Annotated in this window: 24 protein-coding genes, 1 tRNA gene and 2 pseudogenes; 14 read left to right on the top strand and 13 right to left on the bottom strand. The window is 51.4% G+C overall.

All coding sequences use genetic code 11. The features are described 5' to 3' along the window. Positions 1-358: 358 nt before the first annotated feature. The 5 genes from clpX to IPK01_12295 form a co-directional block, all read right to left on the bottom strand. Positions 359-1,603 (bottom strand): ATP-dependent Clp protease ATP-binding subunit ClpX, encoded by a 1,245-nt coding sequence (gene clpX / locus IPK01_12315; protein MBK7934251.1) that lies wholly within the window; start codon positions 1,601-1,603, stop codon positions 359-361. A gap of 80 nt (positions 1,604-1,683) precedes the next feature. Further along, positions 1,684-2,268: an ATP-dependent Clp protease proteolytic subunit gene (locus tag IPK01_12310; GenBank protein ID MBK7934250.1), complete on the bottom strand. Its 585-nt coding sequence runs from the start codon at positions 2,266-2,268 to the stop codon at positions 1,684-1,686. Positions 2,269-2,496: 228 nt separating this feature from the next. Beyond that, complete coding sequence (gene tig / locus IPK01_12305; protein MBK7934249.1) at positions 2,497-3,903, bottom strand: trigger factor; 1,407 nt, start codon at positions 3,901-3,903, stop codon at positions 2,497-2,499. A gap of 152 nt (positions 3,904-4,055) precedes the next feature. After that, positions 4,056-4,140 (bottom strand) — tRNA-Leu (locus tag IPK01_12300). A gap of 98 nt (positions 4,141-4,238) precedes the next feature. Then, entirely contained in the window at positions 4,239-4,502 is a 264-nt protein-coding gene (locus IPK01_12295; protein ID MBK7934248.1) for a hypothetical protein, read from the bottom strand. Between the two features lie 106 nt (positions 4,503-4,608). On the opposite strand from IPK01_12295, the gene IPK01_12290 reads away from it, so the two are divergent. Beyond that, positions 4,609-6,105: a UDP-N-acetylmuramoyl-L-alanyl-D-glutamate--2,6-diaminopimelate ligase gene (locus IPK01_12290; protein ID MBK7934247.1), complete on the top strand. Its 1,497-nt coding sequence runs from the start codon at positions 4,609-4,611 to the stop codon at positions 6,103-6,105. On the opposite strand, the gene IPK01_12285 is transcribed toward IPK01_12290, so the two are convergent. Continuing rightward, the gene (locus IPK01_12285; GenBank protein ID MBK7934246.1) at positions 6,102-6,437 is read right to left on the bottom strand and encodes a PilZ domain-containing protein; all 336 of its coding nucleotides are present in this window, start codon (positions 6,435-6,437) and stop codon (positions 6,102-6,104) included. The genes IPK01_12290 and IPK01_12285 overlap by 4 nt on opposite strands. 20 nt (positions 6,438-6,457) lie before the next feature. Next, positions 6,458-7,915 (bottom strand): amino acid permease, encoded by a 1,458-nt coding sequence (locus tag IPK01_12280; GenBank protein ID MBK7934245.1) that lies wholly within the window; start codon positions 7,913-7,915, stop codon positions 6,458-6,460. An 87-nt stretch (positions 7,916-8,002) separates the two neighbouring features. Here IPK01_12280 and IPK01_12275 point away from each other — a divergent pair, with 87 nt between their 5' ends. The 12 genes and pseudogenes from IPK01_12275 to IPK01_12220 all read left to right on the top strand — a co-directional run bounded on the left by IPK01_12275 (position 8,003) and on the right by IPK01_12220 (position 19,402). Continuing rightward, positions 8,003-9,376: an anthranilate synthase component I family protein gene (locus IPK01_12275; protein MBK7934244.1), complete on the top strand. Its 1,374-nt coding sequence runs from the start codon at positions 8,003-8,005 to the stop codon at positions 9,374-9,376. 113 nt (positions 9,377-9,489) lie between these two features. Continuing rightward, positions 9,490-9,954 (top strand): biopolymer transporter ExbD, encoded by a 465-nt coding sequence (locus tag IPK01_12270; GenBank protein ID MBK7934243.1) that lies wholly within the window; start codon positions 9,490-9,492, stop codon positions 9,952-9,954. 100 nt (positions 9,955-10,054) lie between these two features. Next, positions 10,055-10,150, top strand: coding sequence for a DnaJ domain-containing protein (locus IPK01_12265; protein ID MBK7934242.1), 96 nt, complete (start codon positions 10,055-10,057; stop codon positions 10,148-10,150). Continuing rightward, positions 10,134-10,856 (top strand): annotated as a pseudogene (locus IPK01_12260) (DnaJ domain-containing protein). The gene IPK01_12265 and the pseudogene IPK01_12260 overlap by 17 nt, the downstream one beginning before the upstream one ends. 194 nt (positions 10,857-11,050) lie before the next feature. Further along, positions 11,051-11,311 (top strand): 30S ribosomal protein S20, encoded by a 261-nt coding sequence (rpsT, locus tag IPK01_12255; protein ID MBK7934241.1) that lies wholly within the window; start codon positions 11,051-11,053, stop codon positions 11,309-11,311. 121 nt (positions 11,312-11,432) lie between these two features. Then, positions 11,433-12,098 carry a queuosine precursor transporter gene (locus IPK01_12250; GenBank protein ID MBK7934240.1) on the top strand — a complete coding sequence of 222 codons (666 nt, stop codon included), beginning with the start codon at positions 11,433-11,435 and terminating at the stop codon, positions 12,096-12,098. Between the two features lie 8 nt (positions 12,099-12,106). Continuing rightward, positions 12,107-14,425 carry an ATP-dependent DNA helicase RecG gene (gene recG / locus IPK01_12245; protein MBK7934239.1) on the top strand — a complete coding sequence of 773 codons (2,319 nt, stop codon included), beginning with the start codon at positions 12,107-12,109 and terminating at the stop codon, positions 14,423-14,425. A gap of 54 nt (positions 14,426-14,479) precedes the next feature. Beyond that, positions 14,480-15,031 carry a 16S rRNA (guanine(966)-N(2))-methyltransferase RsmD gene (gene rsmD, locus IPK01_12240; protein ID MBK7934238.1) on the top strand — a complete coding sequence of 184 codons (552 nt, stop codon included), beginning with the start codon at positions 14,480-14,482 and terminating at the stop codon, positions 15,029-15,031. 3 nt (positions 15,032-15,034) lie between these two features. Continuing rightward, positions 15,035-15,952 (top strand): EamA family transporter, encoded by a 918-nt coding sequence (locus IPK01_12235; GenBank protein MBK7934237.1) that lies wholly within the window; start codon positions 15,035-15,037, stop codon positions 15,950-15,952. 48 nt (positions 15,953-16,000) lie between these two features. Continuing rightward, positions 16,001-17,183, top strand: a pseudogene (aroC, locus tag IPK01_12230) (chorismate synthase). 86 nt (positions 17,184-17,269) lie between these two features. After that, the gene (locus tag IPK01_12225) at positions 17,270-18,367 is read left to right on the top strand and encodes a tetratricopeptide repeat protein (protein MBK7934236.1); all 1,098 of its coding nucleotides are present in this window, start codon (positions 17,270-17,272) and stop codon (positions 18,365-18,367) included. 180 nt (positions 18,368-18,547) lie between these two features. Further along, the gene (locus tag IPK01_12220; protein ID MBK7934235.1) at positions 18,548-19,402 is read left to right on the top strand and encodes a hypothetical protein; all 855 of its coding nucleotides are present in this window, start codon (positions 18,548-18,550) and stop codon (positions 19,400-19,402) included. An 18-nt stretch (positions 19,403-19,420) separates the two neighbouring features. Here the strand turns inward: IPK01_12220 and purD are convergent, their stop codons facing one another. Continuing rightward, positions 19,421-20,692: a phosphoribosylamine--glycine ligase gene (gene purD / locus IPK01_12215; protein ID MBK7934234.1), complete on the bottom strand. Its 1,272-nt coding sequence runs from the start codon at positions 20,690-20,692 to the stop codon at positions 19,421-19,423. 185 nt (positions 20,693-20,877) lie between these two features. Here purD and IPK01_12210 point away from each other — a divergent pair, with 185 nt between their 5' ends. Beyond that, a complete protein-coding gene (locus IPK01_12210) occupies positions 20,878-21,261 on the top strand; it encodes a zinc-ribbon domain containing protein (GenBank protein MBK7934233.1) in 384 nt (127 codons plus the stop codon). On the opposite strand, the gene IPK01_12205 is transcribed toward IPK01_12210, so the two are convergent. The 5 genes from IPK01_12205 to IPK01_12185 form a co-directional block, all read right to left on the bottom strand. Continuing rightward, a complete protein-coding gene (locus tag IPK01_12205) occupies positions 21,258-23,264 on the bottom strand; it encodes an amino acid transporter (protein MBK7934232.1) in 2,007 nt (668 codons plus the stop codon). The genes IPK01_12210 and IPK01_12205 overlap by 4 nt on opposite strands. A 367-nt stretch (positions 23,265-23,631) precedes the next feature. Beyond that, positions 23,632-24,909 (bottom strand): matrixin family metalloprotease, encoded by a 1,278-nt coding sequence (locus tag IPK01_12200; GenBank protein ID MBK7934231.1) that lies wholly within the window; start codon positions 24,907-24,909, stop codon positions 23,632-23,634. Positions 24,910-24,929: 20 nt separating this feature from the next. Then, positions 24,930-25,139, bottom strand: a complete 210-nt coding sequence (locus IPK01_12195) for a hypothetical protein (GenBank protein MBK7934230.1) — start codon at positions 25,137-25,139, stop codon at positions 24,930-24,932. 86 nt (positions 25,140-25,225) lie between these two features. Then, on the bottom strand, positions 25,226-25,996 hold the full coding sequence (locus IPK01_12190) for an SLBB domain-containing protein (GenBank protein ID MBK7934229.1): 771 nt from the start codon (positions 25,994-25,996) through the stop codon (positions 25,226-25,228). Between the two features lie 14 nt (positions 25,997-26,010). Beyond that, entirely contained in the window at positions 26,011-26,247 is a 237-nt protein-coding gene (locus IPK01_12185) for a hypothetical protein (protein MBK7934228.1), read from the bottom strand. Positions 26,248-26,376: the final 129 nt, after the last annotated feature.

The raw sequence follows: 26,376 nt of genomic DNA, 5'->3' as shown, positions 1-26,376 counted from the left end.
TCGAATTGCGGTTCTGCGCAGTTCAAATCGCGTTTCGAATAGAGGAATCGCCGGCCGTTTCGCATTTTTTGAAATTGGGGACCGATTTCGGCAAGATTGGCATAAACCAGGCTCACAACTGCGAATACGCAAGCCCAAAAGCGTGAATATACCGACACCGCGCTCGACACCTAAACAAGCCCCTAAGGTGCTCCATACGCCGCCTCACGAACTCCTAAGCCGACACCTGTGTGCTTGCGCCGGTCCTATGTGCTCCAAACACAAAAAAACACGCAACAGGAACATGTCCCATTCCGTGCTTTTTTCGTGACCTTTCGCAAACAAGTATTCGTCGCCCGTTCTGCCAACGGACAACTGACTAAGCGGCCTCTTCGGTTCGCTGGATCACCTCGAAAACAGGGGCCTTTCTCTCGATCATCTCTTTGGTTACGATGATCTCAGTGACCTGTTTTTCGCTGGGCAGATGATACATCGATTCGAGCAGGACCTCTTCCATTATCATCATCAGTCCGCGGGCTCCGACCTTGCGTTTGTGTGCCTCGTGGGCGATCGCCCTCACAGCACCTTCGGTGAATTTGAGGCTGATATTATCGAACTCGAATTTACGTTGATACTGCTTGATCAGAGCGTTTTTCGGCTCGGTCAGGATCGACATCAGAGCGGCCTCGTCAAGCTCACGCAGCGTGCCGATGACCGGCAGACGGCCGACAAATTCGGGGATCAACCCGTAGTGAATTAGATCTTCGGGCTCCAGCTTATTGATCGAATCTACCTGCCGCTGTCTGTTGGTTTTGATATCGGCCTGAAAGCCCAATGATTTGTTTCGAAAACGCTTCTCAACGACCTTCTCAAGCCCGATGAAAGCTCCGCCGCATATGAAGAGAATATTGGTCGTATCGAGCTGTTGAAAATCCTGTTGCGGGTGCTTTCGACCGCCGCCGGTCGGGATATTTGCTGTCGTTCCCTCAAGGATCTTGAGCAGTGCCTGTTGGACACCTTCGCCTGAAACGTCGCGGGTGATCGACGGATTGTCGTCCTTGCGGCAGATCTTGTCGATCTCGTCGATGTAGATAATTCCCTGCTGCGCCCTCTCAATATCTCCGCCGGCGGACTGTAGCAGGCGGTTCAGGATGTTTTCGACATCCTCGCCTACATAACCCGCTTCGGTCAGACTGGTCGCATCGACAATGCAGAACGGCACCGAAATGACTCTTGCAAGTGTCTGAGCCAAAAGGGTTTTACCGGTTCCGGTCGGTCCTATCAGCAAGATATTGGATTTTTGCAGTTCGATGTCCTGACGGCGTTTTGCCATCTCGAGCCGCTTGTAATGCTGGTAAACAGCCACCGAAAGCCGTTTTTTCGATTCGTCCTGGCCGATGACGTATTCGTCCAGATGAGCCTTTATTTCCTGAGGTTTAGGGATCGTTGTCCGGGCCGCGACACTGTCGGTTCGCTCGTCGTCATTGATTATCTCGTTGCAGATATCGATGCACTCGTTACATACATAAACGCCCGGGCCGGCGATCAATTTGCGCACATCATTCTGCGATTTTCCGCAAAACGAACAAGTCAATAACTCTTCAGGACGGCGAAATTGGCTCATAGGATTTTGGATTTTCGATTTTGGATTTTCGATTGGAAAGCCGTCTGCCATCCAAAATCTAAAATCCAAGATCTAAAATGCTATTTCTCGCGGTGTTCAATAACTTCGTCGATCAGCCCGTATTCCTTAGCCTGGATCGGTGTCAGGATGCGGTCACGCTCGACATCTATCTCGACCTGATCAAAATTCTGACCAGTATGCCGCGCAATGATCGTCGAGGTCAGCGTTCGCATACGAATGATCTCTTCGGCCATAAGGCGAACGTCCGTAGCCTGTCCTGACGCACCGCCCGACGGCTGATGGATCAGCACACGTGCATTAGGAAGCGAAAAGCGCTTGCCAGGAGCCCCGGCACATAGCAGCAAAGCTCCCATCGAAGCACATTGTCCGACACAAATTGTCGTAACGTCATTTTTGATGAACTGCATCGTGTCATATATCGCCATGCCCGCAGTGATCGAACCGCCGGGACTGTTGATATACAGGTTGATATCACGCTCGGGATCTTCGGCCTCGAGGAATAAAAGCTGTGCTACCAACAAGTTAGCGACCTGATCGTCGATCGGCGTACCGATAAAAATGATGCTGTCTTTAAGCAGCCGCGAGTAAATGTCAAACGCTCGTTCGCCCCGCGACGTCTGCTCAACAACCATTGGAACTAACATATTATTCTCTCTCACCCAACTTTGGATTTACTTAACCAAATGCTTTAGATTTGTGTCGATAAGTTGTTGAAAATATGGCGATTGCCAGTGTTGGAAATCGATTCTACAACTTTTCAAATAAAAATCAAGCTAAATTTTGCTATGCCCGATCTATGTCATGCTTTATTATTCTCAATGACAAGTATTTACTTTGATCACTGACGCATAAACTGGAGGACGCTGATTCCTCTAAGATTTCGCGGCCTTCTTGGCCGGTTCTTTCTTTTTGGCCGCCTTTTTGGGCTTTTCTTCGACGGTCTCGCTCGGAACGGCCGATTCGTCGATCCACTCGCCTTCGGTCACCTTCGCCTTATCGATCACCGCCTCGATCGACTTACGCGTTTTCAAATTATTGCGGATATTTTCGACTCCGCCGCCCTGTTTTTCTAGCGATTCGCGAATTTCTTCAACCGATGCACGGTAATAATCGGCAAGCTTTTGAATCTCTTCATCGACCTCGCCGTCAGTAATTTCGACATTTTCGATCTCAGCGACCTTATCGAGCAGCATCGCACCGCGAACATCACGCTCGGCCTGAACCTTCATATTACCGTAGGCCATCTCGACAAACTGGGGTTCGATCTTATTCAGATCGATCCCACGCTGCTGCATGTCCTGAGCGAAATTGTTCAGTAAATTACGAGCCTGATTCTCGATCAGCGTCGGCGGCACCTCGAAAGCATTTGCTTCGATCATTTTCGCAACTGCCTCGTTACGGATCCTCGCATCTGCATCAGCCTTTGCCGCCGATTCAAGGTCAGCGCGGAGCTTTTTCCTCAGATCCTTCAGCGATGAATAGCCCTCGTCGAGGCTCTTGACCCATTCGTCATTGAGCTCAGGTGTTTCCATCTTGCCCACGGATTTGATCTTCGCCTTGTAATGCACGGTCTTTCCGGCAAGTGCTTCCGACGAAAAGGTATCGGGGTATGCGACGGTAAATTCCTTTGCATCATCGTCCGCAACCCCAACTAGATTGTCGGTGAATGACTGTTCGATCATATCGCCGCCAAGGACGACCTCAATGTCATTGGCAGTGATCGGTTCACCGCTCTCGTCGCCATCAAAAACGCCCTCGAGATCAGCAATAACGGTATCACCGAGCTGCGATTTACGCCCTTCGACGGGGATCAAAGCCGCCTCTTTCTCTAGTCGGCCGGCGATCAGATCCTCGATCTCTGAGTCGGCAACGGGTTTTACCCGCCGAACGACCTCGATTCCGGTGTACTCCGGCATAGGGATCGGGGGCATCACCTCGATGTGAACGTGTAATTTCAACTCTTCCGAGCCGTTCACCTTAACCGTTTCATGATCCGCAAGATGCAAATGAGGCTCTGCCAATGGCGAAAGCCCATGCTCCTGGATGGCCGCGGCAACCTGGCCCGGGATCACGTCCTGGAGCACTTCGCTCTTTATCTCTTCCTTAAACCGCATCCGTACGACATCGACCGGTGCGAAGCCCTTTCGAAAGCCCGGGATGTTCGCGTTACGGGCATATTTCTGGCTGACCTTAGCGTATGAAGCCTTTACGGCGTCTACCTCGATGGTTAAATGTATTTCTCTTTGTGTAGGGGAAACTTCCTTTAATTCGCTTTTCATTTACTAAAAAAGGATAGCGCGTCAGTGGTCGGTTGTCAGTTGTCGGTTGTCAGATTTTCGTTCGCGAGCCGAATACCTGCTATTGAAACTGACAGTGACCGGAGCAATTGTCCCATTCTGACAACTGACCACCGGCCACTGACGACTGATTTTGGTGCCGAGGGCGAGACTCGAACTCGCATGTCTTTCGACGCTAGTTCCTAAGACTAGTGCGTCTACCAATTTCGCCACCTCGGCATTTGTTCGGAGATGTGCTTTCGAGCACTAGCATTTTCCGTGAGAGCAACAACTCCGAATTAAGAATTTACCGAATGCGGCGAGTATTGTCTAGCCGACTACTTATGGAGATATTTCTTATCGTACTCGTCCCACGACATATTTATGTCGACCCCACTGCCAATACCGGTGTGGGTGTCGCTGCCAAGTGCCTTCGCCTCAGCTTTCAGGAATAGTTTGTAGCCGCCATATGCGACCGCTCCGATCAACCCCAGCCAAAATACGTACCAAAGAAGGGTTCCGACCCAACCAAGTACCCATAGTAGAAGCATTCCGACAAAAACAAGTCCTATCGCACCGAGGATAAGTTTGATGATGTTCATAGATCCAACCTCCGCTTATGAATCTTAATACGAAATCTGACGGGCGATGTTCGCACGATTTTTGGCTCTGTCGTATAATTCACATTCGACCGGTTAAGGAACAAAAGTGAGCAAGTCAAACACCACATTACAGCAACTCGCAGAACAGCTCAATGCCGCATTATTCGGCGACGGCACAGGACCCGCGACCGACGTTACCCACGACTCGCGTCAGGCTCGCGAGGGAACTCTCTTTGTTGCGATAAAAGGAGCGACTGTTGACGGGCATAGGTTCGTCGACGATGTAATGCGACGCGGCTCGGCGGGAATTATTTCGGAATTCGATAGGCCGGAGAATTTTGCCGGAGCCTGGCTCAAGGTCAATGACGCTCGCGAAGCACTTGCCAAGGCGGCCGCCGTTATCAATGGCAACCCTTCGCACGAGCTTGACCTTGTCGGCATCACCGGCACCAACGGTAAAACGACAACCACATATTTGTGCTTCGCCCTTGCTGAAGCCGCCGGCAAAAAAGGAGCGATGCTTACGACTGTCGAATACCGCATCGGCGAAAAAAGTGAAGAGGCTGTACGAACGACGCCTGAGGCATCGGATACTAACCGTTTTTTGCGCGAAGCTGTCGACGCAGGATGCACATCGGCAGTTATGGAGACGTCGTCTCAAGCAATTGATCTCCACCGATGCGACTGGCTGCGGTTCAAGGTTGCTGTATTTACAAACCTCACCCGCGACCATCTTGATTACCATCTGACGATGGAAAACTACTACGACGCCAAGAAAAAGCTTTTTGACGGCCGCCTTGGTGAGAAACCTGGCTCGTCAGTGATAAATATCGACGACGAATGGGGAGCAAAGCTGGCTGACGAACTGCGAACTGCAGGCGATCGTGTTGTCACATTCTCGCAGATCAGTGATGCGGATCTTTCAGCCTCTAACATCGCGGTCTCATTGATCCGTGGAACGTCGTTCGACCTTAAGACGTCAGAAGGCATCGTTCGTATAAAGTCTCCACTGGTCGGCATACCGCATGTTTACAACATGTTAGCCGCGACCGCAACGGCTCTTGAACTCGGACAAGATCTAAATTCGATCGTCAAAGGTCTCTCAACATGCGTTGGTGCTCCTGGCCGTTTCGAAAGTGTGCCGCACGACGGTGACTTCGCGGTTATTGTCGACTATGCGCATACCGATGATGCATTGCTCAACACACTAAAGACCGCCAAAGACCTGACCGACGGCCGTATCATCACTGTATTCGGCTGTGGAGGAGATCGCGACAAATCTAAACGAAGACCGATGGGTGAAGTTGCGGGCGACTTCAGCGACCTCGTGATGATCACCTCTGACAATCCGCGAAACGAAGATCCTCTTAAAATAATTTCTGAGATAGAGCAGGGTGTGAAACAAAAGGGTTCAATTTACGAGGTGATTCCCGACCGCCGCGAAGCGATCCATCGAGCAATTGCAAATGCCCGAACTAACGATGTTGTGATCATCGCCGGAAAGGGCCATGAGAATTATCAGATCATTGGCAGCGACAAATTCCATTTCGACGACCGCGAGGTTGCACTCGAGTCGTTGGCAAGACTGAATGAAGAAAATTAGCCCTGTTCCGAAGACCTGACAAGATCTACCAACAGATCTCTCTGGGCCGCGGAAAGTTGGTCAAACTTTACACCGAATCCGATCTCAAAAACGTGATTTGCGACCTTACCACTGAACTGAACCTTCATGCCATCTGCCAGAGGTATAAATACCCGCACGGTGTCGCCATCTTCGACCTCGCCTGAACTCAAAATAAAACAGCCATCAAAGCTCACATCGCTCAAGGTTCCGGGAAGTCGGGTAGTCGCCACTTCCCACTCGACATCGAAAGTCACTGGATATCTGTTCGTTCCGCGGCGTTCCATACCACTTCGCCTGTCTTGAGCGTTCATAGGCTTAGCTCTCTTCCTCGCTAGTCTTCTTCCCTGTTAACGTTAAGAAATAATAGACGGGCAATCCCAATAATATCAGCCCGATACCAATAAAAGACTGGGTCGGTGCGGTGATCATCGTGTTGATGAGCAGCCATCCCGAAACAAGTAAAAAAGATGACCGGTACCACAGGATAGCCCCATGCTCGAGACGGCCGCGGTGCGTCAGGATATTTGCGACGGAATAAAAAGATCGAAGATGTGATCAATGCGTAAAAGATCCATGAGCCAAAAATAACATAATCGGTCAGCGCATCGAACGAGCCCGACATAGCCAAAATGCTTGCCCAAACGCCCTGGAACAACACGCCGTTGATCGGCACAGAATTGACCGACAGCTTGCTAAATGGCTTGAACATCAAACCGTCCTTGGCCATTGCGTACGGGATACGCGAAGAACTGAGGATCGAAGTATGGAGCGTTCCGAGTGACGACAACATCAGGCCGACGGTAAAGATCGCGACCGCCACGCCTACTCCAAAACTGAGTGCGTCTCCGCTAAAGAATTTGCTCACGACCACCTTGGCGACAGACGAGTCCTTCGAAACGGAAGCGATCGCGGTCGGATCGAGGACGTAGAAATATGCCGCACTCGCAAAGACGTAGAGTACTATAACGAGCAGAACGCTGCCGATAATTGCGATCGGAATGTTGCGGTTCGGATCCTTGACCTCGCCGGCAACGAACGAGAGATTGTCCCAGCCGTCGTACCCCCAGAGAGCGGCTAGCATTGCCGCACCAAATCCGCCGAGGAACGTGTATTCCGCCGATCCGAATTTCACTGCCTCTGCAACACCTTCGCAGGTACCGCCGGTATTCATTAGCGAGAAATTCGCAAAACTGCCGCCGGTTACGAGGAAAAATGCTCCAAGGCCAACGAACAATACCAATGCGATCTTTATCGTCGTCAGCCAAGTTGCGATCTGGCCGCTGAGGCTAACGGAAAGGCAGTTAAGTGTTGTAAAAATCGCGATCACTGCCACCGCAATGATCTGAAGCGACGTTACCTCGTAATCGTAGCCGAGCACATTCGTCTTGAAGAGCGTCTGTTTCAAACCGCCGTCGAGATAGTCGTTCAGAGCGATCGCAAACACTACGGCAACGCCGGCCTGTGAACCGGTTCGGGCAATAAAACTCTGCATCCAACCGAACAAGAAACTCGACAATTTGCCGTACGAATCGCGCAAAAACGCATATGGTCCCGCTGCCTCAGGCTTCATTGCTGTCAGCTCGGCATAAGTCAGTGCCCCGGCAAGCGACAATAGACCAGCGGCGACCCAAGCGACCATTACCCAGGTTGGGCTGCCGACATTGCATGTCATTACACGTGCCTTTAGAAACACGCCCGTGCCGATCACATTTCCGATGATGATCGATATCGCGGCTACAAGGCCGAGGCCGCGGATCAGAGTTTTACGTTCGATATTGTCGAGACTCATATTTTTTATTGCGGAGTTTTGCCTCGCAACATATTACGCTAAACCGCGTTCCAAGTGAAACTCGCCGTCCGTGTTAAAATCGCGTCAATGTCTGTTCTTGATATCGCCGCCGACAAACTCGTTTCCGCGTTGCTGTCCTTGGCCGCTCGCGAGCATGTATCCATTCTGGACAGCTGCGGCGTAAGCCATCTCGGTTCGCACCTTTTGATCGCCGGTATCGATCCTATTGAAATGTTCGAAATTTCGAACGACGACCCTAATAAAACACTGCAGATACTCGATCAAAAGCTCACCGGCGGAACGGCTGCAATCTTTACTTTGTCATACGATCTCGGCCGGAAGATGCTCGGAATTGGGAGCTTTGAAAACCGATCTCAAAGCCCCGAACCTGATGCCTTCGTTGCTTGTTTCGATGTGCTGATAATTCACGATTATGAAACAGGCATAACGAATCTCGTCGGCGATCGAGCTAGGTTTGGATCTATCAAAAGAAAGATCAGATCCGAAATTTCTGATCTCAAATTTGAAATCGCAGATCTTCCCGTTGCTGTCACCTCAAATTTCGTAAAAGGCGAATATCTTGCCGCTATTGACGCGATAAAGGAGCGTATTCGTGACGGCCAGACATACCAAACAAATCTGACCCAGCAATTGGGCTCTCAATTACCCGAAGATCTTACACCTGAGACTATCTTTGCTCGTCTCCGCCGCGATCATCCGGCCCCTTTCTCGGCATTTATCAAACGGTCTTATTCAACTGTCATATCCGCCTCACCCGAACGATTCTTCAGTGTTAGAAAACGCGGAAACACGACCGATTGTGGGTTTGCTGATTCATTGTCGATCACTACATCGCCGATAAAAGGTACACGACCGCGAGGAAACGACGATCTTACCGACGATCTGCTTCGACATGAACTCCTTACCAGCCCAAAAGACCTCGCCGAAAACACCATGATCGTCGATCTACTCCGCAACGACCTCGGCCGCGTCTGCGAATATGGCAGCGTCAAGGTCGAAAAACTCTGTGATCTCGAGGAACACCCGACACTTTTTCACCTCGTCTCAACGATCAACGGCGATCTGAGATCGGGCACAACACCGTCGGACATTCTTCGGGCTTTATTCCCCTGCGGCTCGATCACCGGTGCTCCAAAGATTAGTACCATGCGGATCATCGACGAGGTGGAATCAGCGTCCCGCGGTCTCTCAATGGGGGCGATAGGTTACTATTTACCGGCCATCTTCGATGGATCTGACTCCGATCTCCAGTTTCCCGTTCCCTGTCTCGATCTCAGCGTCGCCATTCGCACAATGGTCGTCTGCGGACGGACTTCGACGTTCAACGTCGGCGGCGGTATCGTCATCGATAGCGATCCCGAGAGCGAATACGCCGAGACTCTTACCAAAGCCAAAGCCCTGCTCGACGCGCTCGGCGGCCGCCTAGACGCTCAACGTTAACTTCGTCCCATTTCGAACCCATATCTTGGATCCCAGAACTTGGAACTTGGAACCTGGAACAATTTCTCTCCAACGGTGTCTAAGTCTCCAAATTCAACAAAAGGAGAGTTCCTATGACCAAACCAAATATAAACGTCACGCCGCTGATCGATGTCCTTCTCGTCCTGCTGATCATCTTCATGGTCGTTTCGCCGCTCAAACCTAGCAGTTTTAGGGCCCGCGTTCCGGCTGAGTCGAAGAACGATCCGAATGTCGCCCTAAACATAAATACCTTGGTGGCCGTCGTCGAAAATGATGGCTCGCTTCGCCTTAACAATGAATCGAACCTCGGCACGACGACAGATACTGCAGTTCTAACAAAACGCCTCCAGAACGTCTTCGCCGCGCGTATCGAGAGCGGCCAGATCTCCGAAAGATTCGCTGACGATGCCGACCGGCCAATAGGCGACCGTATCGAACGCACCGTATTTATAAAAGCTCCGCGAACTGTGGGCTACGGTGAGGTCGCTCGCGTCGTCGACGCCGTCAAGTTAGCGGGTGCGTATCCGATCGGCCTGCAGATCGACGATCTGCCTTAATTGCCCGGCATTATGCCAAGATGATCTCGTGTTATAATCGAGTGGTCCGACGGCGGTTGAATTATATATCCGTCCGATCCTCACCCGACATCGCGTCTTGATGGCAAATTATTACGACGTATTAAAAGTTTCGCCCAAGGCATCGAGCGCCGAGATAAAGTCGGCATACCGCCGATTGGCGCAAACTTCATCCTGACCGCAATAACGGTAGCGAAGAAACTGCCTTAAAATTCGCCGCTATCGCCGAGGCTTACGAAGTGCTTGGCAATGCCAAGGAGCGCGTCAAATATGACCGGCGTATTTTGGAAATGCAATTCAGCGGAAGCGTTGATTCCGTCTTCACATCGACCAATCGACATGCAAAACGCTGGCGGCAGATGGTTTACGAAAAGCGTTACAACGACATCATCGACCGCATGATGGCCGAAGAGCGAATGGAGGCCATGGCATTTCAGCGGATCGTCTATCCTACCGTTTCGCTATTTGTCGCAGCCGTTCTGGCGACAGCTCTGAAACCAAAGATCTTCATATCGACCGGCAACATCGGAAAGATCATTATCGTCGTGCTGTTCATAGCCGGAATAATTCACCTTGCCGGACGGATCCGCGATGGATTTGTTCGTTACACCGAGGTCGAAGACGATATCCACGAATCGATCCTCGACGAAAATGAACGCAAAGCGAAGCCCTACTCGCGTGCCGCCGCAGTCGGAGTGCTTTTTGGCGGATTCCTACTTTGTCTCGGAGTCGGGATTTTGATCGGCTCACTGACGTCGTTTTCTTCGCAAATCCTGCCGTCGATGTTCTCAAAAGACTTCGAACCTGAATTCTTTCTCTATCCGCCGATCGTCACGTTCTTCGTCGATATAATGCACTCGCTCGCACTACGTTTTGAAAAATGACTGGAACTAAGCAGAGCAGAGGTAACATTATTATTATTCACTGGATAAGTTCATATTTATCAGGCGATCTTGTTTGAGCATTGAGCGGAGAGTTCCCCACCAGACTCGAACGCCGCCAACTCACTTGCAGGGTTTGACAAATACCAGCGCAATCTATAGAATTTGGAGTTTGTCTTAACTGACTATTAATAAAGATGGCTAATCATAAATCAGCATTAAAGCGCGTTCGTCAGAACGAGAAACGAAAAGAGATCAACCGCAGCAATCGCAGTAAGCTTCGCACCTCGATCAAGAAGGTCCGTGCAGCTGTCACCGCGAATGATAAGGCAGCCGGAGAAGTGCTTTTGTCAACGGTTTCATTGATCGACAAGGCAGTAAATAAAGGCATTATTCACCGGAATACTGCTGCACGCCACAAGTCGCGCTTGACCAAGCACGTCAACGCCATAGCGTAGAAGCCAGTTTTTAGGCCAAGGTTAATTTTGGAAGCAAGCCAGTGAGTTGGTTTGCTTCCTTTTTTTGTTACAATTCTGCGAAGTGGAAACGTCGCGGCAATTCAAATACTCCGACCTCATAATGGCAGCATTCGTTGCTGTCCTGCTCTGCGCCAATCTTATCGGGGTCCATAAGGTATCGTCGGTCAATCTTCCATTCTACGGCGAATATATCTATGGCACCGGTGTTCTTTTCTTCCCGCTGAGTTACCTTTTCGGCGACATCCTGACCGAGGTCTATGGTTACGCACGTTCACGAAAAGTGATCTGGGCCGGTTTCGGTGCCTTGATCTTTGCTTCACTGATGGCATGGGCAGTGACTTCCCTGCCGGCGGCAAAAACGATGTCGCCCGAATCGCAGGCGGCGGTCGATCTAATTTTCGGCCAAACCTGGCGGATCGTCGCAGCTTCTTTGTTGGCATTCTGGGCCGGCGAATTCATTAATTCGCTCGTCCTTGCCAAGATGAAGATCTTGACCGCCGGGAAATATCTGTGGACACGGACGATCGGGTCAACATTCGCCGGCGAGGCTGTCGACAGCATGATCTTCTACCCGATCGCCTTTCTCGGCACGTGGTCCACGGAACAGGTCATCAGCGTCATGATCGGAAATTATTTGATCAAGGTCCTGTGGGAGGTTTTGGCAACACCTTTTACATATAAGATCATCGCTTTTCTTAAAAGGACCGAACACGAAGACTATTTCGACCGCGACACGAACTTCAACCCGTTTATACTGAACTCGTGAGGATCTCGATGAAATTGAGCCTGCAAACCCCGATCATGGAGCTCGACAAACTTGGTGTCGGTAAACTCTCGTCGGCAGCGGCCAAGAAATTAGCGGTTGCCCTCGCCGGAGTTTCCTCAAAGACCGACGTAACGGAAGTAACGGTTGAAGACCTTCTCAACTATTTCCCAACGCGATACGAAGACCGCTCCAATTTTCTACAGATAGACCAACTCGAAGACGGAATGGACGCCGCTGTAGAGATATACGTGCGCAATGCCGATGGGAAACAGGTCGGCCGAAACCGTGACCCGCGAAAACCGCCGCTTTTCATCTTCGAAATAACAGGCGGCGATGCCGGACGGCAAATGAAACCGGTCAAAGTAAAGTGGTTCATCTCCGGCCGGAACGCCGAAGACATTGTCAACTGGTACCGCGACCGCTTTCCTCGCGGAACCCGCCTTGTCGCCTACGGCATGTGGGAAGAGGACGACCGAGGCATATTCTCGCTGAAAGTCACAAAACCTGACGAGATCGAGATCCTGCCTCCAAATGCCGACGATCCTGGGCTGTTCGCTTTGCGATCGCCAGTGTCAGAACCGGGAGCGATAGCGACTGCGTCAACTGTCGGGAATGATGACTTGACCGACGACGAAGAAAACACGTCCGACCCATCGCTCGCCACTATTCATACCGGAAAAGTCCCGATCTATCGCAAACTCGGCCCTTTTCAGACAAAACGCCTTCGTGAGATCGTGCACAGCGTCATGGCGGCCCTCGATTTAGGCTCGATACCGGACTTATTGCCCGCAGACCTGCTCGAACGCAACGAGCTGATCACACGCGGCCGGGCGATCGCCGAATTGCACTTTCCGCCCGAGGGAACTTCGATCGCCGATTACGAAATGTTTCGCAGCCCCGCGCAGCATCGGTTGATTTTCGACGAGTTCTTCTGGCTCTCGTTCTCAATGCAGTTGCTCCGCGGCGAACGGCAAAAAGAACCCAAAGGAACGGTCATCGAGATCAGCGACTCGACCAAAGAACGCCTCAAACAATTTCTACCATTCACGCTCACAAATGCCCAGAAAAAGGTCATCGGCGAGATCTTTTCAGATCTAAGGTCCGATGCTCCGATGAACCGTCTCATCCAGGGCGATGTCGGCAGCGGCAAGACTATCGTCGCCTTTCTCGCGATCTATGCCGCAATGGAAAATGGCTATCAGGCCGCCTTAATGGCACCGACCGAGATCCTCGCCGACCAGCACGCACGCAACGCCAAAAGGCTGTTCGAAGGCACCGGCTATCGTGTCGAACTCCTCATCGGCAGCACCAAAGCCCCCGAAAAACGAAAGATCCATGAGGCTCTCGCAAACGGCGAGATCGACCTCATCATCGGTACGCATGCGATCATTCAGGACGCCGTCAAATTCGCCAAACTCGGCCTCGCCGTCATCGACGAACAGCACCGCTTCGGCGTAATGCAGCGTGCTCAATTAAAAGCGGGAGGCCACAATCCCGACATTCTCGTCATGACCGCGACCCCGATTCCCAGAAGTTTAGCGATGACCGTTTACGGTGATCTCGACGTTTCGATAATCGACGAAATGCCGCCGGGCCGAACGCCCGTTAAAACCGTTGTCGTCGGCGAAGACAAACGCCAGGGCGTCTATCACGGCATCGAACGCGAGATAAAACTCGGCCGTCAGGTCTATGTCGTCTATCCGCTGATCGAGGAATCCGAAAAATCCGACCTCAAAGCCGCGACCGTCATGTACAACGACATTCGCACAAACCATTTCCCGCAATACACCGTCGGCCTGCTTCACGGCAAAATGAAACCGGCGGAAAAGGAAGAGATCATGAAAGAGTTTGTCGCCGGACGTCTTGACATCCTTGTCTCGACGACCGTCATTGAGGTCGGCGTGGATGTGCCTAACGCGTCGCTGATGGTCATCGAACACGCCGAGCGTTTCGGCCTGTCGCAATTGCATCAGCTTCGCGGTCGTGTCGGACGCGGTGCCGATCAGAGCTATTGCGTCCTGCTCGCCGATTATAAACAGACCGCCGTCGCCAAAGAACGACTCAGAATAATGGAACAGACCTCCGATGGATTTAAGATCGCCGAAAAGGACCTCGAACTTCGCGGTCAGGGCGAGATCCTCGGCACACGCCAATCGGGCATTCAGAATTTTAAACTAGGCAATATAGTTCGCGACCTCGACATCTTGATCAACGCACGCAGCGAAGCTGAAGATTATCTCACCAACCGCCGCCTCTCGCCCGAAACATCGGCGATGGTAAAGATCGCACGTTCCGACAAAAATGTGAGGTTCGGCAGCATTGGCTGATCCAATTCGAAATCACTTTTGCCCGCGTCTCTCTGATTTCCTACACTGTAGCTTATGCGAGTCATCTCCGGCCTATATCGCGGCCGCGTGCTCAAGAGCCCGCCGGACAACCGAACACGGCCGACCTCTGACCGCCTGCGCGAAACGTTATTCAACGTCCTCGCACCGCGGATAGATGAAGAAACCCGTTTCCTCGACCTATGTGCGGGAACTGGTGCTATCGGCATTGAGGCATTGTCTCGTGGTGCGGCATTTGTGACCTTTGTCGACAGATCAAAAAAGTCGTGCGCACTGATCGAAGAGAACCTCGACAGGCTCGAAATTCCCGAATCAAATACGGAGATCGTCGGTCACGACACCGAGAATTTCACGGGTCGTGAGCACAAACTAGGCTGGGACATCGCCTATTATGATCCTCCATACGATGCCGATTATTCGCTTGTTTTTCACGAATTCGGCTACAACAAAACGCTGCTGAACGTCGGCGGGATCCTCGTTGTCGAGCATCACTCGAAAACGCATGTACCTGACGAGATAGGCTCTCTTCGGCGATGGCGCGTTTTGAAACAAGGCGAATCTAGCCTGAGCTTTTACGAACGCTCGTAACCTATGAAGATACTCGTCTGGCTCATTCTGGCCCTTATCTGGGGCACAACATGGATCTTTATCAAGATCGGCCTCGACGATCTGCCGCCAATTGCGTTCGCGGCAGCACGGTTTTTACTCGGCGTTGTAATACTCTTTTTTGTAATAAGGATCCAGAAGATCCCGCTGCCAAATTCTGCGAAAGAGTGGCGTCTGATCGCACTGACGGGTGTGCTGCAATTTTCGGTGAATTACAGCATGGTCTTTTGGAGCGAGCAATATATTACGTCGGGCCTTGCTGCGGTCTTGCAGGCAATGATCACGGTATTTGGGCTTATCCTGGCATGGTTTTTCCTCCCTAACGAGCGGATCACTAAACTTAAGATCATTGCCGTAACACTCGGAATTATTGGCGTCGGTGTAATATTTTACGACCAACTGCAAGTGCAGAGCCTGATGGCATTTCTCGGATGCGTCGGTGTCGTTATTGGCTCGTATGCCGCCGCTCAGGCGTCGATACTCGTAAAATCCAAAGGCGGAGCGATACACCCGGCGGCTCTTGTATTTTGCCAAATGCTCTGCGGTCTGCCGGCGATAATTATTTACAGCCTGATCGCCGAAGGTAATCCGCTTACGTTCAATTGGACTTGGAAAGCCGTCGGCTGCATTCTTTACCTGACGATCGCAGGCACGATCGCTGCGTTTTGGCTGTATTACTGGCTGCTCGGTAGGATAGAATCTACCAAAGCGATGATGATATCGCTCGTCACGCCGCTGCTCGCCGTCGTCATCGGTTGGCTCGTATTAGGCGAAAAACTCCCGCCCCAAACCGGCATTGGCGGCCTCCTAATAATCGCCAGCATCGGCCTGATCGTTTTCAGACGAAAACCATCCGCAAGTGTAGCCACGAATGACACGAATGTCACAAATGAATTGAAATAATTCATTCTTTATTTGTGCCATTCGTGTCATTCGTGGCTAAAATCTCTTATGCACTTCAAATTCACAACAGCAGGGGAATCCCACGGCAAGGCCCTAGTCGCCATTGTCGAAGGCGTACCATCCGGTTTGCCGATCGATATCGCTGCGATCGATCACGAACTCTGGCGTCGCCAACAAGGCTACGGCCGAGGCGGACGGATGAAGATCGAGACCGACACCGTCGAGATATTGTCCGGCGTCCGCCACGGAAAAACGTTGGGTTCGCCGATCGCACTGATGATCAAAAACGACGACTTCGTCCATTGGGAGAGAGGTAATGTCTGTCGAGCAGTTGAACGAGCCGCCCAAAAATCCGCGCGAAATGAAACGCCCACGCCCGGGTCACGCCGATCTTCCCGGTGGCCAAAAGTATCAAACCCGTGACCTCCGCGACATCCTCGAACGTGCCTCCGCCAGAGAAACTGCGGCCAGGGTCGCCTGCGGAGCCATCGCCAAACAGATCCTCGCCGCGTTCGGCATCGAGATCAAAAGCCACGTCATCAAACTCGGACACGTACAGATCGTCCCGCTCCACCAGAGTTGGGAAGCGATCTCGACCATTCCGGTCGATTCCCCATTGAGCTGTGCCGACGACGATATTCAGCGGGAAATGATCAAGCTGATAGATCAGGCCAAGACTGACGGTGACACCCTCGGCGGTATTTTTGAGGTCGTAGCCAAGGAACTGCCGGTCGGCCTCGGCTCGCACATCTCATGGGAAAACAAGCTCGACGGACGCATCGCCCGGGCCATAATGTCGATTCACGCCATCAAAGCCGTTGAGATCGGCGAAGGCGTTGCAAACGCGGGAAGACGAGGCTCTGAGGTGCACGACGAGATCTTCGTGTCCGAACCGGGAGAGATAGCGACTGGGTTTACTCGAAAAACAAACCGAGCCGGCGGCCTCGAGGGCGGCATAACCAATGGCGAAGAGCTGCGCGTTCGCGCCTACATGAAACCGATCTCAACCTTGCGCAACCCGCTCCACAGCGTCGATATCGATACAAAAGAACAGAGCGATGCCGCATTTGAACGATCGGATATCACTGCTGTTCCGGCGGCGTCCGTTATCGGCGAAGCTATGATGGCGATCGTTCTTGCAAACGAGTTCCGCGAAAAATTCGGCGGTGATTCGTTTTCCGAAATGAAACGTAATTACGACAGCTACACGAGGTCGGTCGAAGAATATTAACAAAAGATCTCGTGCTCTCGGGAACTTTCCCATGATTTTGGCATCAAACATTCCAAACCGCAGAATTCCGCACAACTGAGGACATTATGAACAAATTCGCCGGCATTTCTCTTATCGTATTGGCTTTGGCAATTTCCGCTTTCTCGCAGAAACTTGGAAAACCCACTCTTACTCCCAGCCCATTGACGCCTTCTCAGCAAAAGACGCTTCAGGAAGGCGTCAAGCTTCACGACGAAAAGAAATACGAAGAGGCAGTAGCAAAGTACAAGTCGATCCTCGTCGAGAATCCGGAATGCGTCGCCGCAATGTACGAACTTGCCTTGACGCTCGAACATAAGGGCGAAAAGCTCGCGTCGATGGAACTGGCAAATAAAGGGACCAAGTACCTTTCAGATGAATTGCCTCTTTTTTATGTTCTGATCGCCAATAATCTCGACGATCTCGGCAAACCGGATGATGCCGTAAAGATCTATCTGGACGGGATCAAACTGCTCGAAGGAAACAAGGATCTTGGCTCGTACCGTGCGAGTCTCGAATTTAATCTAGGCGTGACCTACATTCGTCAGAAAAAATTTGCCGAAGCCCGTAAGATCCTCAAAGACGCTGTCGAAGACAACTATGCATACCCAAGCCCGCATTTTCTACTCTCCTACGTCTATCACGGTACCAAGTACAAGATCCCGGCCTTTCTAGCCGCCGCACGGTTCGTTTCGCTCGAATATTCGACCCAGCGGACCGGCACGGCTGTGGGTATCATTACTGATGTCCTTAAACCGGCCGCAAAAGATCCGAAGACGGGCAATATCAACATCTTCATGGATCTGAACGCTCCAAAAGACGAGGGCGATTTCGGTATGTTTGACCTTCTGCTCGGCACTTTGACGACCGTCCGTGGTGATGATGACAAGGGCAAATCCGACAATCAGATGTTTATCGAGGCGATCGGTTCGATCATCGCTATTCTCAGTGAAGACAAGAAAATGCGTTCGACCTTTATCGGCAAAAATTACCTTCCATTTATGACCGAGCTGAAAAAGAACGGTCACCTTGATGCCCTCGGCAACATGATCTTGTATATCCGCGATACTAAAAATGCCGATGCCGCCAGATGGGTCGCCGACAATGATGCCAAACTCTCGGCATTTCTAAACTGGGCCAAAGCTTATCAACTGCCCGCTAAATAACGTCACTACCGCATACGGCCGAATAGCTCGGATATGATCACAAATATTTTGCCCACGAAAACCACGAAACTGTCGAAAAATAAAGTCTTTTCCCAACTTCTTTATTTCGTCCTTTTCGTGTCTTTCGTGGGCATACTCTTTTCCGCTTGTTCAAAGTCCTACACCAAACCCGCATCGAACATGACCGCTGCCCGGGACGCCAAGAAGGAACGTGCCGAATTAAGGGCAAACATCAAGAAGATCGAGCCGTTCTTTAAACCTATGGGCAAGCCCGGAACGTCGGACTGGCTGGCTTCGCACAATGAGCCCGGGCAGACGTTCGAGGAATATCTTGACGCCGATCCGACAAAGCCGACCAAGGAACGCCAAAAGATATATGTGCTGCCGCTCGGGACGTTTAACGCAAAGCAGCAGAAACTGGTCGAGGTCGCGGCCGGATATCTTGAGGTATTTTACGACCTTGGCGTTGTTCAGTTGCCGTCAAGACCCTTGAATGCCCCGATCGCAAGCATCCGCGTCAACAAAGCCACAAAGGTTCGCCAGATCAAGACCGGTTATATTCTTAACGATATTCTAAAACCCGCCATCCCGACAGACGCAGCCGCTCTGATAGCATTTACAACTGAAGACCTGTTTCCCGACGAGTCCCTGAACTACGTCTTCGGCCAGGCAAGCCTTGAAAACCGCGTCGGCGTCTGGTCGCTGTCGCGGCTTGATGATAATACCGATGAAATGGGTTTGATGCGGCGTACGTTGAAGATCGCAGCCCATGAGACCGGCCATATGTTTTCAATGCGCCATTGTACAAAGTGGGAATGCCTCATGAGCGGTACAAACCACCTCGCGGAAACCGACCGACGCCCCGGCGATGCCTGTCCCGAATGTACGGCGAAGATATGCTGGCTGACCGATGCCGATCAGAAGGAGCGATACGATAAGCTTGCTAACTACTGCCGAAAGTTCGGCCTGACCAAAGAAGCAGATGATTTCTCCCGTAAATCCGCCGCTTTAGCCCCAAACACGCTGCGAAAGTAAGAACTCTGGCGACACACTCTATTTCCCGATGTCTCGGCGATACTGCATTCCGTTAAACGATATTCTCGATGCACTTTCGTATGCGGCCGCAAGGGCATCAGTAAGGTCGCTGCCCGTCGCCGTCACACCAAGAACACGGCCGCCCGCAGTGAAATATTCACCGTCAGTGAGCGCTGACGTGCCGGCATGAAATATCTCAATTCCAGGGACACTCTTAGCTTCGTCGACCCCCTTGATCAAATCCCCGGTCTTCGGCTTTGCCGGATAACCCTGAGACGCAAGTACTACACAAGCGGAACTTCCCTCTCGCCAATTGATCGTCAGATCGCTTAGCTTTCCTTCCAACATCGCTTCACAAATATCAACGAGGTCGGTCTCAAGCCGAACAAGGATCGATTGAGTTTCCGGATCGCCGAAGCGAACATTGTATTCGAGGAGCTTCGGGCCGTTTGCGGTCATCATTACTCCTAGGAACAAAATGCCGCGAAACCGAAATCCTTCGCTCTGACAACCGTTAAGTGTGGGGCGAACGATAGTGCCCACTATCTCTTCCAATTGAGCGTCAGAAAGCAGTGACGCGTCCGTAAACGTCCCCATTCCGCCCGTATTGGGCCCCGTGTCGCCTTCACCGATGCGTTTATGGTCCCGAACAGCCGGCATCAATGCAAAATCGTCGCCATCTGCGAACATCAGAAGCGAGACCTCTTTGCCGAACAGACACTCTTCGAGCACGATCTTTTCAGCAGCATCAGCACCGACCAGATCGGCCATCTCACTGATAGCCGAAACTGCTTCAGCCCGGTTCGCCGCAACTACAACTCCTTTGCCGGCCGCAAGCCCATCCGCCTTGACCACGACCGGTGAATACTCGCCGCCGAATGTACCGCTTTCTAGCGAAGCGATCGCCGACGCCGGAGAATGTGCCGTGACGTACTTTGCGGTCGGAACGCTGTGGCGGGCCATGAAGTCCTTGGCGAAAGATTTGCTGGCCTCGAGTTGTGACGCAGCTTTACAAGGGCCAACGATCTTCAGTCCTCTTGACTCAAATTCGTCAACGACGCCTAGTGCCAGTGGAGTCTCTCCGCCGACGAACGTCAGGTCGATCGACTTCCGTGACGCAAAATCCGCAAGCCGTTCGATCTCGTCATGTTTTATTGGGACGCATTGGGCAATTTCAGTAATGCCGGCATTGCCGTTCGCACAGAATAGTTCGGTCAAACGCTGGCTTTTTTTGAACGCGTAACAGATCGCATGTTCGCGGCCACCCGACCCAATGACAACAACTTTCATATAGGCTATTTTACGATTTCGTCAGTGATAGCGCACGGGCTTGACAGCAATTTGCGTTAGATGTAATGTCAGGACATTCGCATGCCATTTGACCCAAGCAATAATGTGGTCATTTCCGGTCTTGATGGCAATTGACTGCCAATCTGCGATCCTGTCGGATGCGATGCCAAGGGGAACTATTGATTATGCCGGTCCCTGACGAAACTGCTGCCCAACAACTCCCGTCGGCTATCAAGGCGTTAGAAGACGTCGAAATACTTTGCGTAGATTGTCGACAGACATTTGTCTGGTCGGCTGGCGAGCAATGTTTCTTTCGCGACAAGTGCCTGGAAAATCCGCCAAAACGCTGCAAGGAGTGCAAGAAAGCTAAGAACAAGCGGCTTGCTGCGATCGAATTAGCCGCCTTGATCGGAAAACGCCAGCATATCGAGGTTCAGGCACAGTGTGCAAAATGCGAGTGCATTACCACCGTTCCCTTTTATCCTTCACAGGGGCGTCCTGTTTACTGCCGGGCATGCTATCTCGAAGCAAATCTTCCACGATCGAACGGGACAACCGGAAGAGTCTAACCTCCAACATGCACACTCGGCCTGAGTTCCGGATCCGGCTCTGCCTGTCGAAGTATCTCTCGTGTTACCGGTGCCGTATCTCCCTCGCCGAATAAAATGTACCGGGCGAGGTACATGATGGGGTTTCCTTCGGACCAGCCAAAATATACATGAGGGATCTTGCCTTTGTTATCTCTTAAATAGAGCAACAACGCCGCGATAGCATTTGGAACAGCCGGAGCCTGTGTACGCAAGATCTTATAGCCATCTACGTCAATTCCGCGAATGAAAAGTCTGCCCTTAAATTCAGACGCGTCGCCCGTCTCGATCTCGTAAAACAAAACCGGATCCGAAGATGGAATGTGATTGTCCACACGCTTTTCGTGCTCTTTGAAACGGTATTCAGTGACATCACCTGTTTCACGACGATTCGTCACGATCCTAAACTCGCCTTCTTCATCGATCTCATCCAGGAAAGCCAGGGCCGTCTCATCAAATTCGATCCGGTCGATACGGATCTCGGTAGAACGCATCGCACGCGAAATGAAAGAGGTTGCGATGATCGCAAAAATGAAAAAGGATGCTATCTTTATGCCACTTGGCTGTTCGATTATCCCTACGATGACCGTGTATACAAAAACCAGCGTGATCATCGCGAACGCCATCCAGACTTTGTTGGACCGCCGCCACTCATTGATCGCGACCGCAACCGCGGCGGACGTCATCAGAACCAGAACTCCCGTCGCATAGGCTCCGCCCTGCGCCGTGACATCCGCCTCAAAAAGCACTGTCACGACTCCGCAAATGAATGTAAAAACAAGAACCAGCGGACGAGTCGCTCTTGCCCAGTCAGGAGCCATTCCGTATCGCGGCAAATAGCGCGGAACTATGTTCAGCAAGCCGGCCATGGCGGACGCACCGGCAAACCAAAGGATCAGAATCGTCGAGATATCGTAAGCTGTTCCAAAGACCTCACCCATCATTGTGTGGGCCAAATAAGATATCGCTCTCCCTGACGCCTCACCGCCCGGCTGAAATTTCTCCGCCGGAATTAGCATAGAGGTGATGATGCTGCTGCCTATGAGCAGGAAACTCATGATAATGGCCGCACCGCTCAACAATTTCTTGCCGTTTCTTATGCGCCCATCCAGGACTTTTCGTTCGTCGTCCGTCAGGTCTTCGTCCGTATATTCTGTTCGCTGGACCTCAGCATGTGAACCATCTGAACCTGTGACATCACTCTTCACAAGCGGCATCACAACAACGCCGGTCTCAAACCCGGAAAGTCCAAGTGCCAATTTTGGAAAGAACCAAAGTGAGCCGATAATAAGCCAGAAAACGCTGCCTTCAACGTTTTTGTCCGACCAAACCAGTTGCTGCCAATTAGTGAAAACTTCCGGCCTTAACCAAAAAATATCATAGAGTCCCAAGGATATAACGATTACGTTGAGAACCAGGTAGGCTGCCACGATCCCGACTGCGATGCCGATCGCTTCATTGAAGCCTTTAAGGAACACGGCCCCGAGGAGAATGATCAATACCAATGTGACAATGATCTCGTGGTTTAAGAACTTGAGATGCTCGTGGACGAATGGGTTCTCGACGATATGGGCCGTTGCATCCGCCGCCGACAGTGTAATGGTTATAATAAAACTGGTGGCAACGAACCCAAGCAAGATGAGGACAAACATCTTGCCCTTCCACCTTGAAAGCAGCTTTTCGAGCATTGAGATCGAGCCGTCTCCATGGGGGCTTTCTTCGGCGACCCGTTTGTACATCGGCAGAGCACCGAAGAGGGTCAGCAGCACAAGCACAAACGTTGCGAACGGCGAAAGGACTCCGGCGGCGAGAAACGCGATACCAGGCTGATAGCCTAGTGTCGAAAAATAATCGACACCGGTGAGGCACATTACCTTCCACCAAGAATGCTGATGATGGCGGCCCTCGGGCTCATGCGGGCCTTCGATCTCAGGAACCCCGCGATAAAGCCACTTCTTTAACCAGCCTTTTTCACCTGATCTCATATCGCAAAAACTAAAAACACCGTGAAGCAATCGTCACCTACGGTGTCTGTGGGGCATCTATTCAAACTTCTTCGTCCCGCACAAATACGAAACTGCTGCTCATCATCCTTAAAGTCTGTTCAGAACATTCTACGCCGACGAGAGGTCGAGTCGATCAAATATTCGATCAGTAAAAAATATTTGAGGGCGACGTCTCCCACACCGTCGCCCTCGGAGCTGCGGTTCCTCACAGACCGCAGCAAATGTTCACCGGGGTGGTGAACAAGCTAAATTATGCACAAAGAATTCGCGATTGCAACCCGCAAAATCGCGATGAACCATCGATATTCAAATTAATCTTTGGAGAGATACTTGTATGAAGTACCGCTTATCTTACCGTGATCGCCCCGATCCGGATGTCAGAACTTCCATCGGCGGCGACCGCCAAAATATTGTACTGTCCGGGCGGAGTATCATCTGCCACGTTCATTTCAAAAACGACCCCGGTCACATCTGACTCGAACAGAATATTTTGGATCGAATCAGAATTCACGGTCACAAATGGGGAATCGCTTTCAATTCGAATTCGTTCAGCCGTTACGTTCGTGCCTCCGGCATAAATAAGCTGCTCGCTGCCGCGATCCACAATGATCGGCGAATCAGACAATATGCCGTTCATTCCCATCAACTCCAGCGAAAAATCAATTTGCCGGCGTGCATAATTGGCCGACAGTCTTGCTGTCGAGCCCTTTTTCACTTCGACGAGATCTAGGAGTTGGACTGAAGATTTGGTCTTACGTCCGGAAACCGCAGCATAGACCGCATATTCGCCGACACCTAAACCGTCGATCCTAAAACTGCGGTTACGTTCCGACGTGGTTGAAGCAACAACCCTGCCGGAAGCGGCATCTTTGACCCAGACATTGAACACGGTTCCGCTGCGGCCAATCCCTGTTATCGTGCCCGCGATACTACCACAGCAATCTTCGCCACTTTCAACGGGACCATAAAGTGACCGCAGGGCCGCAATATCGGTGTCGACGGGGCCAGCCAGAGCATTTCCGCCCCCGAATAAACCATTCTTGATAGCCGAACCATACATCACCGCACCAACCACCTTGGAGTGTCTAAGTCCCAGCAGGTGCCCAATTTCATGACGAAGTGTAGATTCGAGGTCAACAGTTCCGAAGGAACCGTCGGTAGAAAATAGTTGGAACGGATTCAGCACAATATCCGCTTCGGTAATGAAACCGCGTTTTGAATAGAATATCCTCGATCTCGCCGAAGCCGAAAACGGATCTTTTCCAAAGAAATTAATATTTTCAGGGTTCGCCGCGATAGTGATGAGATTGACGCCGTCGCCCGCAATGCCGGCAGGGCTCACATCCTGGCGAGACGAATCGACAGTCACTAGTTCGATCGGCAAAACATTTTGCCAGGCATTAATACTCCGTCGAATCGCTCCTTCAACGTCGCTGCCGGATTTTATACTAGGTGAGGATTCGAGCAGTGATCTGGAGATCGCAATTTCGATCCTTTTTTCTTTCCAACGCATCCTTGAATTTTCCTCTTTCGCGAACAGCATTGTACTCGTCGAGCCGACTGCTATTCCGGAAGCTGCCAGCAAAACGCACAATGCTGAGATCGATCGAAGAAAATTACTCATTTGCAGTTTATGAAAATGATCTATGTGCTCTCATCAGAACCATCAAGACTTACCTTCTCAAGGTCAGCAAACCCGACCGTCAATAACAAGATCACCAGCGAGAGAGTCACCAGAACGTAAAGTATCGATATCTGCTCAATTCGAATGAGCACCGCAACAATGACGGCGACAAGCAGCGTCCAAAAGAACGCGATCGTCCGTCGACTAAATTTTTTACCAGTATTTGCCATAACGGGTTATTATATGGTTCGAATTCCCACAGTGACAAACATAGTTCGCAACTTTAAAAGATCGTCGGTCCAAAGACCATTCAAATTTAGTCCACGATCCTAATCGGGATCGATGTGTTGGCAGGGTACTGATTTGAGATCATCGGCGGGATCGATCTCTTCGCCGCCCCTTTGATCGGAACTTCAATAATATCAAATGCTTTGAGCGGCGGGTCTTCGACCTCGCCGGCCGCGACCTTTACAAGGTCAATTTCGAGACGTTTGGACTCATTTTGCTCACGCCGATATATCGTAGCCGTTCGACCGTCCGCGTTCTTTGCCAACCCTCCCGCTGATGCGATCGCACGAGAAAGAGTCAGCGATGTACGCGATGAGACTTGCCGTGGGTTAGTGACTCCCCCAATGACGTATATCTCGTCGGCACGCCGCACTGTGATAAGATCACCGCTCCGGATCACCGGATTCGCTGCCGAACTCCCTGAGATCATGTCTTTGATTGTGATGTTCAATACTGTTAGTGAGTTGCTCTCGGCACTTGTGCTCTTAGTACCAGAAACTGTGCAATCCAAATTGGCCGGCCGAAACACCTGGATCTCACCGCTTGCATCATCACGAATGCCGCCGGCGATTATCAACAATTCGAGCAATTTCGCCGGCCGATTCAATTGAAATTTTTGAGACATTTTGACCGCACCGTCAAGAAGTACTAGAGGCCTTCCGGCTCGATCAATTACCTTAACGACTACTATCGGATCCCTGAGGTATTTGGCATACGCATTCTTAACATCGGCGGAGATCGCCTCTTCGGTTCGGCATAGCCCCCGTATCGGATCGCCAAAACTATTGAGCCCGTCCAAAAAGCCCTCCGGTGTTAATCGGCCGCCCAATCGAATTCGGAACTTCCAACAACGTCGACATCGACGAGGTCGCCATAATGGACCAATTCAAATTCTTGGGACCTTACATTAGCGGCGAGACCGGTCAAACACATCAGCGCAAACAGAACAATTGGCGAATTACGAGAGGCGATCGACGAAGCGAAACAGGTTGTAAAGGTTGGTCGGATCTTAGGGAATTTGAGGAAGGTCACCAGGTCGTCGTAAAACATAACGCAAAAGCGGCCGCCTTATTTGCTTGTTGGCGCCTTTTTCTTCCTATCAGGACGCGAGTCTACGGTTCCGGGAACGGCGAACCCCCAGAATTCCCAATTACACGAATCGCACAGAAGGCAATATCG

This window comes from Acidobacteriota bacterium (assembly GCA_016713675.1).
Classification (GTDB): domain Bacteria; phylum Acidobacteriota; class Blastocatellia; order Pyrinomonadales; family Pyrinomonadaceae; genus OLB17.
The sequence above is the reverse complement of the archived record's forward strand: the minus strand, read 5'-3'. Positions and strand labels throughout refer to the sequence as shown.

Bases quoted from the DNA above. Each gene is read 5' to 3' on its own strand.
- clpX (MBK7934251.1), bottom strand. From the start codon at position 1,603: ATGAGCCAATTTCGCCGTCCTGAAGAGTTATTGACTTGTTCGTTTTGC.
- IPK01_12310 (MBK7934250.1), bottom strand. From the start codon at position 2,268: ATGTTAGTTCCAATGGTTGTTGAGCAGACGTCGCGGGGCGAACGAGCG.
- tig (MBK7934249.1), bottom strand. From the start codon at position 3,903: ATGAAAAGCGAATTAAAGGAAGTTTCCCCTACACAAAGAGAAATACAT.
- IPK01_12295 (MBK7934248.1), bottom strand. From the start codon at position 4,502: ATGAACATCATCAAACTTATCCTCGGTGCGATAGGACTTGTTTTTGTC.
- IPK01_12285 (MBK7934246.1), bottom strand. From the start codon at position 6,437: ATGAACGCTCAAGACAGGCGAAGTGGTATGGAACGCCGCGGAACGAAC.
- IPK01_12280 (MBK7934245.1), bottom strand. From the start codon at position 7,915: ATGAGTCTCGACAATATCGAACGTAAAACTCTGATCCGCGGCCTCGGC.
- IPK01_12275 (MBK7934244.1), top strand. From the start codon at position 8,003: ATGTCTGTTCTTGATATCGCCGCCGACAAACTCGTTTCCGCGTTGCTG.
- IPK01_12270 (MBK7934243.1), top strand. From the start codon at position 9,490: ATGACCAAACCAAATATAAACGTCACGCCGCTGATCGATGTCCTTCTC.
- IPK01_12265 (MBK7934242.1), top strand. From the start codon at position 10,055: ATGGCAAATTATTACGACGTATTAAAAGTTTCGCCCAAGGCATCGAGC.
- rpsT (MBK7934241.1), top strand. From the start codon at position 11,051: ATGGCTAATCATAAATCAGCATTAAAGCGCGTTCGTCAGAACGAGAAA.
- IPK01_12250 (MBK7934240.1), top strand. From the start codon at position 11,433: ATGGCAGCATTCGTTGCTGTCCTGCTCTGCGCCAATCTTATCGGGGTC.
- recG (MBK7934239.1), top strand. From the start codon at position 12,107: ATGAAATTGAGCCTGCAAACCCCGATCATGGAGCTCGACAAACTTGGT.
- rsmD (MBK7934238.1), top strand. From the start codon at position 14,480: ATGCGAGTCATCTCCGGCCTATATCGCGGCCGCGTGCTCAAGAGCCCG.
- IPK01_12235 (MBK7934237.1), top strand. From the start codon at position 15,035: ATGAAGATACTCGTCTGGCTCATTCTGGCCCTTATCTGGGGCACAACA.
- IPK01_12225 (MBK7934236.1), top strand. From the start codon at position 17,270: ATGAACAAATTCGCCGGCATTTCTCTTATCGTATTGGCTTTGGCAATT.
- IPK01_12220 (MBK7934235.1), top strand. From the start codon at position 18,548: ATGACCGCTGCCCGGGACGCCAAGAAGGAACGTGCCGAATTAAGGGCA.
- purD (MBK7934234.1), bottom strand. From the start codon at position 20,692: ATGAAAGTTGTTGTCATTGGGTCGGGTGGCCGCGAACATGCGATCTGT.
- IPK01_12210 (MBK7934233.1), top strand. From the start codon at position 20,878: ATGCCGGTCCCTGACGAAACTGCTGCCCAACAACTCCCGTCGGCTATC.
- IPK01_12205 (MBK7934232.1), bottom strand. From the start codon at position 23,264: ATGAGATCAGGTGAAAAAGGCTGGTTAAAGAAGTGGCTTTATCGCGGG.
- IPK01_12200 (MBK7934231.1), bottom strand. From the start codon at position 24,909: ATGAGTAATTTTCTTCGATCGATCTCAGCATTGTGCGTTTTGCTGGCA.
- IPK01_12195 (MBK7934230.1), bottom strand. From the start codon at position 25,139: ATGGCAAATACTGGTAAAAAATTTAGTCGACGGACGATCGCGTTCTTT.
- IPK01_12185 (MBK7934228.1), bottom strand. From the start codon at position 26,247: ATGTTTTACGACGACCTGGTGACCTTCCTCAAATTCCCTAAGATCCGA.